The organism is Paracoccus beibuensis (assembly GCF_026162625.1).
Taxonomy (GTDB): domain Bacteria; phylum Pseudomonadota; class Alphaproteobacteria; order Rhodobacterales; family Rhodobacteraceae; genus Paracoccus; species Paracoccus beibuensis.
Map to the genome: position 1 here is coordinate 51990 of NZ_JAOTBD010000004.1, position 13941 is coordinate 65930.

14 protein-coding genes are annotated in these 13941 nt (G+C 65.7%); 5 read left to right on the top strand and 9 right to left on the bottom strand.

Translation table 11 applies throughout. The annotated features are described in order from the left end of the window. The first annotated feature begins 2 nt into the window (after nucleotides 1-2). On the top strand, nucleotides 3-305 hold the full coding sequence (locus OC159_RS04130; RefSeq protein WP_322626710.1) for a hypothetical protein: 303 nt from the start codon (nucleotides 3-5) through the stop codon (nucleotides 303-305). A 780-nt stretch (nucleotides 306-1085) separates the two neighbouring features. Here the strand turns inward: OC159_RS04130 and OC159_RS04135 are convergent. The 4 genes from OC159_RS04135 to recA form a co-directional block, all read right to left on the bottom strand. Then, nucleotides 1086-1880 (bottom strand): class II glutamine amidotransferase, encoded by a 795-nt coding sequence (locus OC159_RS04135; RefSeq protein WP_265499888.1) that lies wholly within the window; start codon nucleotides 1878-1880, stop codon nucleotides 1086-1088. Nucleotides 1881-1939: 59 nt separating this feature from the next. Next, entirely contained in the window at nucleotides 1940-2239 is a 300-nt protein-coding gene (locus OC159_RS04140) for a DUF1330 domain-containing protein (protein WP_265499889.1), read from the bottom strand. Further along, a complete protein-coding gene (alaS, locus tag OC159_RS04145) occupies nucleotides 2236-4893 on the bottom strand; it encodes an alanine--tRNA ligase (protein ID WP_265499890.1) in 2658 nt (885 codons plus the stop codon). Before alaS ends, OC159_RS04140 begins: the two co-directional genes overlap by 4 nt. 177 nt (nucleotides 4894-5070) lie before the next feature. Further along, nucleotides 5071-6144, bottom strand: a complete 1074-nt coding sequence (gene recA, locus OC159_RS04150; RefSeq protein WP_265499891.1) for a recombinase RecA — start codon at nucleotides 6142-6144, stop codon at nucleotides 5071-5073. A 300-nt stretch (nucleotides 6145-6444) separates the two neighbouring features. On the opposite strand from recA, the gene OC159_RS04155 reads away from it, so the two are divergent. The 3 genes from OC159_RS04155 to OC159_RS04165 all read left to right on the top strand — a co-directional run bounded on the left by OC159_RS04155 (nucleotide 6445) and on the right by OC159_RS04165 (nucleotide 8497). Further along, complete coding sequence (locus OC159_RS04155) at nucleotides 6445-7011, top strand: hypothetical protein (RefSeq protein WP_322626711.1); 567 nt, start codon at nucleotides 6445-6447, stop codon at nucleotides 7009-7011. 359 nt (nucleotides 7012-7370) lie between these two features. Continuing rightward, complete coding sequence (locus OC159_RS04160) at nucleotides 7371-7994, top strand: hypothetical protein (RefSeq protein ID WP_265499893.1); 624 nt, start codon at nucleotides 7371-7373, stop codon at nucleotides 7992-7994. Then, on the top strand, nucleotides 7991-8497 hold the full coding sequence (locus tag OC159_RS04165; protein WP_265499894.1) for a nucleoside/nucleotide kinase family protein: 507 nt from the start codon (nucleotides 7991-7993) through the stop codon (nucleotides 8495-8497). The genes OC159_RS04160 and OC159_RS04165 overlap by 4 nt, the downstream gene beginning before the upstream one ends. A gap of 110 nt (nucleotides 8498-8607) precedes the next feature. Here OC159_RS04165 and OC159_RS04170 read toward each other — a convergent pair whose 3' ends face one another. The 5 genes from OC159_RS04170 to OC159_RS04190 form a co-directional block, all read right to left on the bottom strand. Next, nucleotides 8608-9396, bottom strand: coding sequence for an ABC transporter permease (locus OC159_RS04170; RefSeq protein ID WP_265499895.1), 789 nt, complete (start codon nucleotides 9394-9396; stop codon nucleotides 8608-8610). Next, complete coding sequence (locus OC159_RS04175) at nucleotides 9393-10274, bottom strand: ABC transporter permease (RefSeq protein ID WP_265499896.1); 882 nt, start codon at nucleotides 10272-10274, stop codon at nucleotides 9393-9395. The genes OC159_RS04170 and OC159_RS04175 overlap by 4 nt, the downstream gene beginning before the upstream one ends. Continuing rightward, nucleotides 10267-11331, bottom strand: a complete 1065-nt coding sequence (locus tag OC159_RS04180; protein WP_265499897.1) for an ABC transporter ATP-binding protein — start codon at nucleotides 11329-11331, stop codon at nucleotides 10267-10269. Before OC159_RS04180 ends, OC159_RS04175 begins: the two co-directional genes overlap by 8 nt. A gap of 46 nt (nucleotides 11332-11377) precedes the next feature. After that, the gene (locus tag OC159_RS04185; RefSeq protein WP_265499898.1) at nucleotides 11378-12496 is read right to left on the bottom strand and encodes an extracellular solute-binding protein; all 1119 of its coding nucleotides are present in this window, start codon (nucleotides 12494-12496) and stop codon (nucleotides 11378-11380) included. Nucleotides 12497-12706: 210 nt separating this feature from the next. Then, nucleotides 12707-13462 carry a hypothetical protein gene (locus OC159_RS04190; protein ID WP_265499899.1) on the bottom strand — a complete coding sequence of 252 codons (756 nt, stop codon included), beginning with the start codon at nucleotides 13460-13462 and terminating at the stop codon, nucleotides 12707-12709. 136 nt (nucleotides 13463-13598) lie between these two features. Between OC159_RS04190 and OC159_RS04195 the strand changes: the two genes are divergently transcribed. Continuing rightward, nucleotides 13599-13937 carry a PepSY domain-containing protein gene (locus tag OC159_RS04195; protein WP_265499900.1) on the top strand — a complete coding sequence of 113 codons (339 nt, stop codon included), beginning with the start codon at nucleotides 13599-13601 and terminating at the stop codon, nucleotides 13935-13937. Nucleotides 13938-13941 lie beyond the last annotated feature (4 nt).

Sequence of the window (13941 nt, forward strand, 5' to 3'; positions counted from 1 at the left end):
TGATGTCACATCCGGCCTATGAATACTCCGTCGTCGCCGCCCCCATGCGGGGCGAGAAGGCGCGCGAGGCCAAGACGCCGACCGAGCGCTTCGCGCTGACGCTGACGGCCGAGTTGAACCGCATGGCCGCCGAGGGTTGGGAATACCTGCGCGCCGACGTCCTGCCGAGCGAAGAGCGCAGTGGCCTGACCGGCCGGGCGACGGTCTATCATAACGTGCTGGTGTTTCGCAGGCCGCCACAGGGCCAGGACGCCGAGGTCAAGCGCCTGCTGAAACCGGCAGCTACGGATCCCGCTGAAAGCTGACGTCCCAGGTCAGGGCTCGAGGCCATGGCATGCCGGTCGCGACGACACTGGAGGGGCCTTGCGGACCAAATGGAGACGCGCAGCAGGCCTCGCGTTGCTCAATGCGATGTTGATCACCGTCCGCCGTTCGCAGCTTCGCTTTCGTGTCGGACGGAAGTCTCCCGTCAGGTCGTGGCAAACCTCCGCTGCTCTTGCTTGATCGTCCGGACCCCTGTTGACCCAGTCAACACCGTGGCTGCGCTAGGTACGCAACCAGCCCTTGAGCGGCTAGCTGGTCGGGACGGCCGCCGGCCGAGTGGGCTGGCAAAAGTCGGCCAGTCGGTTGACGAAGCGGGCCAGAAACCATGAGGCATCGGCAGCGGTGTCTGCCTTTATCTTCATGCCGCTGTTGACCCGCACGATTTGCCTGCGCACATTTCTTCCATGCGCCTTGGATGCCATCTCGTGACCTGTCCACTTGCATCTCATTCATCGCAGCCGGCTTCTTCTCAAAGCCTCACCAGCCCCTGAACAGCCCGATCAAAAGCCGCCTGTCGGATCGCCGACTCCGAACCTTTGCCGACCACAGCCGCGAAAAAATCCCGCATTCGCAACCGCGCACTCAAGGATATGATCTCGCCCGAGAGTTAACGATCATTGCGGCGTGGGCGTGCAATGAGCCGCCGGGAACAATGAGTGGATGCGCCCTATGCACTTGCGCCGACAAGCACAAATCGCTCGCTATCGGCCTCCCCGCGAGTGCTGCATAATCACCGGATGCCTGGATCAACGGCTGTTATCTCACGCCGCAAGATCGCACAGCTGTGGCCGGAACGTCGCGGCCTGGACGCCGTCAGGGCCGAACACGCAGAAGCTGCCGGGCGTCACCTCCTGCCAATCACCCTCGTCCGTTTCCAGTGGTTCTGACACGACCGCCCAGCCTTGGCGCGTGATCGACCAGCGATAGTAAAGCGACGGCGCGTACTCGTCGCTGCTGTACCGCAGGACGAACAGGCGCTGGCCATCCGATAGCGCACAAGCCGCGCGGACATGCGGCGCCTCCCCACGCTGGCGGGCCAGCGCCCCCATTCGGCCAAGGGCGCGTTCCATGGCACCTTTCGGATCCTCGTTCAGTCCCTCCCCCAGGGCGATCAGGAACAGAGCTTCGCTGTCGGTGGCGCCCTTGCGGTGCTGATAGAGGTCGTCGCGGATCAGGACATCGGCATGCCGCCGAAAGCTGTCATACCCGCCGAATTGGCCGTTATGCATGAAGGACCACCGCCCGGCGGTGAAGGGATGGCAGTTGTTGCGACTGGTCGCCGTCCCGGTCGAGGCACGGACATGGGCCAGGAACAGTCCCGACCGCACCTGACCCACCAGGCTGCGCAGGTTCGGATCGGACCAGGCGGGCATGACGTCGCGATAAAGCCCGGGCTCGGGCCGCTCACCATACCAGGCGATCCCGAACCCGTCCGCATTGACCGGCGTCAGGCAGCGCGTCGCGCCCTGGCTCTGCCGGATCAGCGAATGTGCCGGACGGCTGACGATGTCTTCAAGGAAGATCGGTTCGCCAAGATAGGCGGCCCAACGACACATGTCCTGCCCCTTCGTGTCTGCTTTGTGACAGACCTACCACGAAAGGATGAAGCAATCACCTATTCCGTTGCCGGCGACGTCTCTTCCACAATCACGAGGTCGCGTTCGCTGGCCCCTTTGGCATGCGCAAGCGCCGCCTGATAGTCGGTGCTGTGATAACAGGCAACGGCTGCATCGAAGCTGGGAAACCGGGCGACGACATTGCGGGCCCGATCGCTTCCTTCCAGCTGCTGATAGCGTCCGCCGCGCGCCAGGAAGACGCCTCCGTGGGCGGCGATGGCAGGCCCCGCCTCCTTGGCGTACCGTCCATAGGCCTCTGCGTCGGTGACGGTCACATGGGCAATCCAAAGGGCGGTCATGCGCTTTCCTCGATCATTTTGCGGGCGTCCTGCAACGCGGTCTCGGCGGCCGCAAGACTGGGGGCGCCGCCTTGGGCGCGGTCGGGGCGGCCGCCACCGCCCTTGCCGCCAAGGGCGGCCGTGGCGGTCTGCACCAGCGCCACGGCGCTGATCCGGCCTGTCAGGTCCGGCGTCACGCCGGCCGCGACGGTCGCTTTCCCGTCGGCCTCGGCCAGCACCAACACGATGCCACTGCCAAGCCCGGCCTTCATGTCGTCGACCAACGCGCCAAGCTCTTTGCCGCCGACGCCTTCGACCTTGCGGCCGATGAACTTGACGCCGCCGACCTCTTCGGCGTCGGACGCGCCGCCGCCTCCCATCGCCAGCTGACGCTTCAACTGCGCGACCTCGTTGGCCAGTGCCTTGCGTTCATCCGCCAGCGCCCGGACGCGGTTCACCACCTCGGACGACTGCGCCTTCAGGATGCCGGCGATCTCCGTCAGCCGACGGTCCGCGTCGCGCAGGTGGTCAAGGGCCGCCTGCCCCGTCAGTGCCTCGATCCGCCGCACGCCCGCGCTGGACGCGCTGTCGCCCAGCAACGCAAACGCACCGACGTCGCCGGTCCGTGCCACATGCGTGCCGCCGCACAGCTCCAGCGAATAGGTTGCCTTGTCGAGTCCCTTGCCACTGCCGGCCAAGTTGCCCATCGACACGACGCGGACCTCGTCGCCGTATTTCTCTCCGAACAAGGCCTGCGCACCCATCGCGCGTGCCTCGTCCGGCGTCATGATACGCGTGACGACCGGGCTGTTCTGCCGGATGAATTCGTTCACCTCGCCCTCGATCTGCGCCAGTTCTTCGGCCGAGACGGCTTGGTTATGGCTGAAGTCGAAGCGCAACCGGTCGGGCGCGTTCAGGCTGCCCCGCTGTGCGACATGGTCACCCAGCGTCCGCCGCAATGCCTCGTGCAGCAGGTGCGTGGCCGAGTGGTTCGCCCGGATCGTGCTGCGCCGGTCGTGATCCACCGACAGCGTCGCCCCTTGGCCGCGCGCGATGGCGCCCATCGTCACTTCGGCATGGTGCACGAAGACGCCTGCCACCTTCCTAGTGTCGATCACGCGCGCCGCGCCGGTTTCGGTCTTGATCAGACCGGTATCACCAACCTGGCCGCCGCTTTCGGCATAGAAGGGCGACTGGTTCACCACGATGGCGACCTTGCTGCCCTCGCCCGCCTCGGCGGCGTCGGCCCCGTCCAAAACCAGGGCCAGAACCTGCCCCTCGGCCTCTTCGGTATCATAGCCCAAGAACTCGGTCGCGCCATGCTTTTCGGCAAGTTCGAACCAGATCGTCGCATCCGCCGCCTCGCCCGAGCCGCTCCAGGCCGCCCGCGCCATACGCTTTTGCTCGGCCATGGCCGCGTCGAAACCGTCGATCTCGACCGTGCGACCCTTCTCGCGCAGCGCGTCCTGCGTCAGGTCCAGCGGAAAACCAAACGTGTCGTACAGTTTGAACGCCGCCTCGCCCGGCAGGTCTGCCCCCTCGGGCAGCTTCGCCAACTCGTCGTCCAGCAGCCGCAGGCCGCGGTCCAGCGTTTGGCGGAAGCGCGTCTCCTCGGACCGCAGCGTTTCCTCGATCATCGGCTGCCCGCGCGTCAGCTCGGGGTAGGCTGCCCCCATCTGCTGCACCAGCGCCGGAACCAGCTTGTGCATGACCGGGTCCTGCGCCCCCAGCATATGCGCATGCCGCATCGCACGCCGCATGATCCGCCGCAGCACGTAGCCGCGCCCCTCGTTCGACGGCATGACACCGTCAGCGATCAGGAAGCTGGTCGACCGCAGGTGATCCGCGATCACGCGGTGATGCACCTTGCCCGGTCCGTCAGGATCGCTGCTGGTGGCATGGGCCGAGGCCTCGATCAGCGACCGCATCAGGTCGGTGTCATAGTTGTCGTGCTTGCCCTGCAGCAGCGCGCCGATCCGCTCCAGCCCCATGCCGGTATCGATGGACTGCATGTCCAGCGCCCGCATCGACCCGTCCTCGAACTGCTCGTTCTGCATGAAAACCAGGTTCCAGATCTCGATGAAGCGGTCGCCGTCTTCCTCGGCCGAGCCCGGAGGGCCGCCCCAGATCTTGTCGCCGTGGTCGAAGAAGATCTCGGTGCAGGGACCGCAAGGACCGGTCGGACCCATCTGCCAGAAGTTGTCGCTGGTCGCGATCCGGATGATCCGGTCATCTGACAGTCCCGCGACCTTTTTCCAGATGTTCGCCGCCTCGTCGTCGGTGTGATAGACGGTGACCAGCAGCCGGTCCTTCGGAATTCCAAATTCCTTGGTCAGCAGTTCCCACGCATAGGGGATCGCCTGCTCCTTGAAGTAGTCGCCGAAGCTGAAATTTCCCAACATCTCGAAGAATGTGTGGTGACGCGCTGTATAGCCCACATTGTCGAGGTCGTTGTGCTTGCCCCCCGCCCGAACGCATTTCTGCGCCGTGGTCGCACGGTTATAGTCGCGCGTCTCGACCCCTGTGAACAGGTTCTTGAACTGCACCATGCCCGAGTTCGCGAACATCAGGGTCGGGTCGTTCCGGGGCACCAGCGGGCTGCTTTCCACGACCCGGTGGCCGTTCCTCTCGAAATAGCCAAGGAAGGTAGAGCGGATGTCATTCAGACTGGGCATGGCGGGCCTTCATCGCAAAACGGGTCTCTCCGGCCAGGCCGGTTCGCACACCGGTCTAAACCTCGCCACCGGCGCTGTCCAGCAAGCGGCAAGATGCAGCCGGGGGCCCGGCGCACTTCGCGCCGGACCCCCGGAGAAAGAACCTGTGCGGAGGCGCAGCCTCGGCACGCCGCAAGGTTACTCTTCCGTCAGCGCCTCGTCTTCACCGCCTTCGGCCACGCCGAACTCCAGGCCGTGGCTGGCGCGGATCTTGTCCTCGATGGCGAAGGCCACCTCGGGACGGTCGCGCAGGAACTGCTTGGCATTCTCGCGGCCCTGGCCGATGCGCTCGTCGCCATAGGAATACCAGGCGCCCGACTTTTCGACCACGCCGGCCTTGACGCCCAGGTCGATCAATTCGCCAACCTTGCTGATGCCCTCGCCATACATGATGTCGAACTCGACCTGCCGGAAGGGCGGCGCGACCTTGTTCTTGACGACCTTGACGCGCGTGGTGTTGCCCGTAACCTCGTCGCGGTCCTTGACGGCACCCGTGCGGCGGATGTCCAGGCGGACCGAGGCATAGAATTTCAGCGCGTTGCCGCCGGTCGTCGTTTCGGGGTTGCCGAACATGACGCCGATCTTCATGCGGATCTGGTTGATGAAGATCACCATGCAGTTCGACCTACCGATGCTGGCGGTCAGCTTGCGCATCGCCTGGCTCATCAGGCGGGCCTGGCTGCCCATCTGCATGTCGCCCATGTCGCCCTCGATCTCGGACTTGGGCGTCAGCGCGGCGACCGAGTCCACGACCACCAGGCTGACCGCGCCCGAACGCACCAGCGTGTCCACGATCTCCAGCGCCTGCTCGCCCGTGTCGGGCTGGCTGATCAGCAGCTCGTCCAGGTTCACGCCCAGCTTCTTGGCGTATTGCGGGTCAAGCGCGTGTTCTGCGTCGACAAAGGCGCAAACCCCGCCCTTTTTCTGCTCCTCGGCCACGACATGCAGCGTCAGCGTCGTCTTGCCCGAGCTTTCCGGGCCGAAGATCTCGATGATCCGGCCCTTGGGCAGGCCGCCGATGCCGAGTGCGATATCAAGACCCAGCGAACCGGTCGAGGTTGCCTCGATCTCGGCCACGGGGCTGTCCTTGCCCAGCTTCATGATCGAGCCCTTGCCGAACTGGCGTTCGATCTGGGCCAAGGCGCTGTCCAAGGCCTTTTGCTTGTCCGCGCTGCGTTTGTCCGTCATGTCGAAGATGCTCGCCTGTGCCATGTGATCCCCACGTTATTTCACAGCGCTCCGGTCCGGGCAATCGACCCTCCGGATGTTCACGTCCTGTTCGCAACTAGATGCGTGATACCGGACGACTTTTCAAGGTCGTTGAGGTTAATTTGCGATTCGTCCCGGCCACCATTGCCCGCCCCAGGTTAACAAAGCGTTTACAGCCATGGGCCGGCCGGTTATCCAGCGCCCGCTCGATGCTACGGACACAGGTGACGACGGATGCTGATTTTCTGGGATCAACGGCTGGTCTTCCTTGCAACGCCTAAGGCAGGGTCCAGCGCGATCGAGATGGCGCTCGAATCCCTCGCCTCCGTATCGCTCCAGCGGCCGGCCGAGGCGAAGCATACCGATATCACCACGTATCGCCGGCATTTCGGCCCCTGGCTGCAGGCACGCACGGGCGAAAGCTTCACGACCGTCGCCCTGATGCGGGAACCCGTCGAGTGGCTTCGCAGCTGGTACCGCTTCAAGCTGCGCGACGATCTTGACGACCCGCAGCACGCGATGCTGGGGATGCCCTTTGCCGCCTTCGCCTCGCGCTATGCCAATCCCGATGGACCGCGCCGCTTGGGGATCGGCACCCAAACCGATTTCCTGACCAACGGTGACGACCGCGTCGACCGCATCTTCCGCTACGAGGACATCGACAGCTTCGTCGAGTTTCTCGAAGGCCGTCTCGACTGCGCTATCGAACTGCCGCGCATCAACGTCCCTCCAAGCGTCGACGTGCACCTGGACCCGGAGGTCGAGGAGATGCTGCGCAAGGCAATGGCGCGGGACCTGAAGCTCTATGACAGCCTCGCGGCAGCGAATCCGTTCCAAGCCTTGGCCGCACGTGCCGGCAGGCTGGCATGAACCCGCATGCTGCCGAAGATTTGGCTTCAGGACGTGCAGGCTCGAGCAGTACAGTAGCTTGGTCGCGCTCAGGCAGTGCTTGTCGATCCGACAGCCGTCTATCCCGTGCCGATTGCTGTCCAGAGACGGCGCCCCTCCCGATGACTCATAAGCATACCCGCTCGTGAGGCCTGCATGATGACCGATGCGGCCGCGCACCGCTCCGGGCTGATTGCCGACATGTCGAAACCTCTTTTTTACTTCGGACGCATCAAAGTCTTGGCATAGGTGCCACGATGTTGTTACGGTTATGTGCAGGCATTTCAATTGGTCCGAATCGTATTCGCGTTCGCCTGGTTTCCTTTGGCTTGGTAATTGACATGACAATCGCGATGCGACCCGGCGGCAATATCCTTTCGGCAGCCATCAAGGGTGCCACGAAGCTGATGGACGAGACTGGGCAGGTTGCGTCGCTCGAAGATGTCGCCGCCATTATCCAGGTCTGCCCAGACAGGCTGCGCGCGGTGGTTCCCGATACCTGCACGCTGCTGCAGGCGACCGCCGCAAATGCACTGATGCTTTTGCAGGATACCTGCGTTCGCCTGGCCTCGGCGACGTGCAGCAACAACCCGATGCAGCAGTTCGCCGCGCTGGCCGAAGCCTTCGTCGAGTGGGGCTATCATTACCCGCGCGAGTTCAGGATCATCGGCTCGATGCCAGCCGGGGTGTTCGAGACGGACCCGAACCTGATGCGGTACGAAAGCGCGATCCACGAGGTGATGTACCGCATCCTCGACCGCGCCAAGCAGCAGGGCACCCTGCCCCAGGACCAGGACATCGCGCAGTTCATCGCGATCGCGCACACCTATGCCTATGGCGTCGTCAGCAAGATGCTTCTGGGCGACCTGGCGCGGTGGAACCCCGGCATGACCGACCGTGAGGCCGCGCATCACAACCTGACGATCTTCATCAACCAGTTCCTGGGCCGGTCGGCGCAGATATGACAGCGGCGCCGGACGCGTTCGACGACCTCGTCGGGCGGTTGCGGGACTGGACTGCGGGGCCTGAACGGCGTCTGGTGGCGCTGGCGGGTCCGCCCGGTGCAGGCAAAAGCCATGTTGCCGACCGGCTGACGGCAGCGCTCCCCGGCGCTGCGGTGCTTCAGATGGACGGCTTTCACCTCGACGACGCCTTGTTGGCCGAACGGGGCGACCTGGCGCGGAAAGGCGCGCCGCGGACCTTCGACCTCGACGGGCTTGCGTCGATCCTCGACCGGCTTGCCGCAGATGACGGGCGTGCCGTCCTGGTGCCCGTCTTCGACCGTACCTTCGAAATCTCACGCGCGGCTGCGAGAGAGATCGCGGCCGACGTGCGCCTGGTGCTGGTCGAGGGCAGTTACCTGCTGCTCGACAGCCCCGGCTGGCGCGATCTGCGCAGTCATTTCGCGCTGTCGATCATGCTTGAGGTGCCAGAGGACGTGAGCCGCGCACGGCTCGAAGCGCGGTGATCGGCCCTGCCGGCGCAGCAGGCCCGTGCGAAGGTCGAGGCGAACGATCTTCCGAACGCCCGCCTCGTCGCGACCAGCAGCCTTCAGGCCGACATCATCCTGGTGAACGGCTAGGCCGTCCTGCGCCGCCGCGCAAGCTCATAGAAGACCGCACCGGCGATGGCGGCCAGGATGATGACAAGCGCCAGCGCGTTGACCGCAGGCGTCAGGCCCGTGCGCACCTTTGTCGCGATAAAGACGGTCAGCGGCGTCTCGAACCCGCGCACGAAGAGGGTCGTGTTGTAATTCTCGACCGACTGCAGGACAGCCAGTCCCGCCGAGGCCAGAAGTGCGGGCCGCAGGAACGGCAGCAGAACCCGTCGGAAGACCATGATCCGCGACGCGCCAAGACCCAGGGCCGCTTCCTCCTGCGTGCGGTCGAAGCGTTGCAGGCGCGCCATCACCATCAGCATCACATAGCAGATGATGAAGGTCGACTGCGCCAGGACGATCAGGAACACGCCGCCCCCCACGCCCAGCTGCCGCCACAGGATCAGGGTCGAGATGCCGATCACGACGCCGGGCGTCAGCAGCGGCGAGACCATGACCGCGTAGGCAAAGCTGCGCGCGCGGGCATGCAGCGAGGTCAGGACCAGCGCCGCCGCCGTTCCGACCGGCACCACCACCGCAACCACGCAGGCGGCGACCAGCAGCGATGTCCACAGCGACTGCCACATGGTCTCGTCCGCCCACATGGTCGAAAACCACGACAGCGTCGTTCCTTGCCACGGGATCACCGTCGGAAAGCGGCTCTCGTTGAAGGCGGCGGCGGCCATGATCATCAGCGGCGCAAAGAGGTAGATCGCGAAAGCCGCCAGGTAGAGGACGAAGATCGCCCGGAAGATCCGCTCGGCGCTCATTTCGCGACGTCCGCAAGGTTGACCCTGGCCAGCCGCAGCGTGACCAGCACCACCGTCAGGCACAGGACCAGCAGCACCAGCGCATAGGCCGCGCCGCGGTTCCAGTCGCCGCCTTCGAAGAACCAGTTGTAGATGATCTCTGTGAACCAGCGGCTGCCGGGCGAACCCAGAAGCGACGGCGCGACATAGGACCCGGCCGCAAGCATGAAGGTGAACACGAAGCCGGTGGCGATGCCCGCCTTGGCATGCGGGATCACGACGCGGGTGTGGATGCGCAAGGGGGACGCCCCCAGGTCGCGCGCAGCCTCGACCTGCGCCTTCTCCAGGCTCTCGATGGCGTTGTAGATCGGCAGCAGCATGAACAGGATATAGGCATAGACCATCGCGGCCAGCACGCCGCCGTCACCCTGCCAGCGGATCGGCGCGTCGATCAGGCCGATGTTCATCAGGACGCTGTTCAGCGGACCGCGATAGGAAAGGATGATGAACCAGGCCAACGTGCGCAGAACCTCGTTGATGAAGAACGGGATGATGATCAGCAGCAGCGCGATCGACAATTGCCCGACCGTCGCCCGTTGCGCCATCCAGAAGGCGATCGGATAGCAGACGAGGAACGTCACCAGTGCCACGAGCCCGCTGGCCCAGATGGTCTTGATGAAGATCGCGCGATGCGTGGGCTCGCCCGCCAGGTAGAGGATGTTCGACAGCGAATAGGTATCGTCCGGCCCGCCAAGCGCGGCAGGCGGCAGGTTCGGACGCAGCGCGTAGTCGATCATCATCAGGTTCGGGGCCAGCACCATGCCGGCCAGCCAGAACAGGACCAGCACCAGGAAGACGGTCGACAGCCCTGTTCCGAACCGGGTTCTCAGTTCACCCATCGGCCAGCACCACCGCGTGCTGGGGCGCAAAGCCAAAGACCGCGCTGCTGCCGGGCGCCGGTGCATCCGCCAACCGCGTCGACGGCACCGAGGCCGCAAGCGATGCGCCGCCCGCGAAGCGTCCGTGGAGCAGGGCAAAGGAGCCTTCGAAGTCCACGCGCTCGATACGGGCGGTCAGGGCGTTCTCTCCGGTGCCGGGGATCAGCGCCTCGGGACGGATATAGATGGTTCCGGGCGCACCCGCCACGGCGCCCTGCCCGGCCCTGCCCGTCAGCGGACCCAGATCCGTCTCTATGCTGGCGCGGCCCGCCTCGACCGCAGTGATCCGGCCGGGCAGCGCGTTCGTCTCGCCCACGAAGCGCGCGACGAAGGGCGTGGCGGGATCTTCATATAGCTCGCGCGGGCTGGCCACCTGCTGCAGAAGCCCCGCCGACATCACCGCGACGCGGTCCGACGTGGCCAGGGCCTCGGACTGGTCATGGGTGATATAGATGAAGGTGACGCCCGTCCGCTTCTGCAGCGCGCGCAGTTCGGCCCGCATGTGCTGGCGCAGCTTGAGGTCCAGCGCCGACAGCGGCTCGTCCAGCAGCAGGACGCCCGGTTCGACGGCCAGCGCGCGGGCGATGGCCACGCGCTGGCGCTGGCCGCCCGACAGCTCTCCGGGCATGCGGTCGCCGTATCCGTCCAGCGCGATCAGGCGCAGCAATTCCTCGGCCTTGGCGTGACGGGCGGCGCGCGCGACGCCCCGCGCCTCGAGCCCGAAGGCGATGTTGTCGCGCACCGACATCAGCGGGAACAGCGCCAGCGACTGGAATATCATCGCGGTCGGGCGCTGGTTCGGGCCCAGCCCCTTCATGTCGCGGTCGCCGATCATCACCCGGCCTTCGGTCGGTTCGATGAAGCCCGCGATCATGCGCAGGATCGTTGTCTTCCCGCAGCCCGAGGGGCCGAGGATCGAGAAGAACTCTCCGGCCTCGACCTTCAGGGACACGTCGCTGACGGCGCGGGTGCTGCCGAAGGTCATGCCGATCCCGGCCAGTTCCACGGAATGGGACATCGTCTCTCCTAGGGGAACGGGGCGGCGCGAGGCCACCCCTGCATGGTCATGCCGACAGGAAGCGGTCCTGGTATTCGTTCCGCTTGGTCACGTACCAGCTTTCCTGGATCGGCCACCACCACAGCTTCTCCAGCGCGTCACCCGGATAGGCGGCGGCAAAGAACGCCTTCGCCTCATCCGAGATCAGCTGGTCCGACCCGACCGCGGTCGAGTTGATCGAGGTCGCGTTGGTGTACATCGCGCCCGCTTCCGGGGTCAGGAACCAGTTGATGAAGGCATAGGCGTTGTCCAGGTTTTCGGCGCCGACGGGGATCGACAGGCCCTCCATCCAGGCCAGCGCGCCTTCCTTGGGTGCGATGAAGCCGATGGGCATGCCTTCGCGCGACAGCGCCGCAGCTGTCGAATCCCAGGTCTGGCCGACATTCGCGCCGTTGACGCGAAAGGCCCCCTGGGCCTCGTTCTCGTTGTTCCAGAACTGGATGATGTTGCCCTTGCGCGCGATCGCCTCGGCCAGGATCACGTCGAAGATCTCGGTCTGCGCCTCGGGCGTCTTGAAGGCGTCCAGCAGCGGACGCGGCAGCTTGCCTTCGGCTTCCAGCCAGAGGCCGAGGCCCACCAGCGCCGAATGCGCGCGCACGGTCGCCTGCGCGCCTTCGTTCCAGATGTCGCCATAGGAGGCGGTGCCGTATTCGAGGGGCATCTGGTCGCGGTCGAAGGCCACGGCCTCGGTGCCCCAGTCGGTCGGCACCTGGTAACGCTTGCCCCCGACGACGGCGCCCAGGTTCACGGAATTCTCCCACGCGCTCGGCAGGACGCGGTCGACCTCGATGCGGGCCTCGTCGATGGGCTGGACCAGGCCGAATTCGACATAGTTCGGGACGCGGTCGACGGTCGGCCAGATCAGGTCGAAGCCGGCGCCGTTGTTCGCGCGCAGCTGGTTGAGAAGCTCGTCGTTGGTGCCATAGGGCGTGAAGTTCGGGGTGATGCCGGTGGCTTCCTGGAACGCGCCCAGGATCTCGTCGTTCAGATAGCCGGCCCAGGCAAAGATGTTCACCGTGCCGGCGTCCTGTGCCATCGCGCGGCGCGCCAGGAACGGCGAGGCCAGCGTCACGCCGGCCGTGGCGGCGGCGCCGCGCAGGATGCCGCGTCGGTCGATCCGATTCATCTTGATGATCCTCCGTGTTGATCTTGTCAGCCTCGACCCGTTAAGCGCCCGTCATGTCGGGATAATGACAAGCCGGCGCAGCAGGTTTCGGCGCAGCCTAGACCGGGACCATCCACTTCGGAAGCGTCTTCTTTCCACCCGCCGCGAGGACGTTTCGGTCATGCAAAAGGGCCGTCCCGACGGAACGGCCCCGATGCGTGAAGGCGCGGATCAGCGCGCGGTTTCGCGAACGACCTCGCCCTGCGGGTCAAGCTGCAGCGTCACCTGTTCGCCGTTCGGGTTCGACGCGTCCAGAAGAAGGCGCGGCCCCTCCTGGCGCAGCAGGCCGAACTGGCGGTAGCCGGCCTCGGTCAGACGCTGGTTCACCGCGACCGTGTCGATCGTCGGCGCGGCATTGCGCATGTCACCATGCGGATTTGCATCGCGGTCACCCGCGCGCGGGCCGCCGTGCCGCTGACCCGCGTGATGCGGCCGGTCCCCCTCGTGACGCTCGGCCCGCGGGCCGCGGTCGCCGCGGCGGTCGTCGTCATCGCGGCCAAAGCGCAGCACGTTGCCCGCCTCGTCGAAGCGCGCGCGCATGTCGACGCCGTCGGCGCCCTCGCCCGACACGCCGAAGCGGCCACCCCGCGTGTGGATCTCGTCGATCACGGCGAATTGCGACATGATCTCGGCATTGCGAACCGCCTGCGGCAGGACGGCCTCGATGACCGACTGCGGCAATGCGCGATCGTCAGCCTCGATCTCGATCAGGTCGCCCTCGGCGTCGAACCGTGCGTCGATCTCGGTGCCGTCGGGCAGCCGCCCCTCGTATTCGCGCTCCCCGTCGCGGCCGGTTTCGGTTTCGACCTGTTCCAGCCCCAGGCCCTGCAACAGCGACGGCAGCTCGGGCGCGGTCTGCGCCGCGACGGGGCCCCCGGCGATCAGCGCGATCAGCAGGGCCGAGGATGCGTATGTCTTCAGGGTCATGGTAGTCTCCGTTTGCTTTTTGCCGGAAGGTCCGGCGTGGACGATCCGGGTCTAGCTGCCCCAGCCCGAACGAATCGCCAATGTCCCGTTGGGGTTTCGTTTGGCCTGCGGAATGTATGCTGGGTCCATGATCCGCATGCCCCGACTCGTGATTTTGCTGACGCTGATGCTGTCGCCGCTGGCGCTGGCCCAGCCAGCGCCGCCACCGGACCCGTGGGCGCGCAGCTTCCGCCCGCTGCCGTTCCACCAGCTGGCCGAGGGGGTGACGGACCGCTATCTGGGCCGACTTCTTGCCGCCGAGACCAGGCCCGCCCGTCTGCACGAGCGGACCTTGGGCGCCGAGCTTGTCTATCAGTTCCGGCTGCTGACGCCTGCGCGGCATGTGCTGGACATCAGCGTCGATGCGCGCGACGGAAGGTTCCTGGACGTTGTCGGCCGTGGCCAGATCCAGGCCCGCCGGCCACCGAGGAAGTGACGGA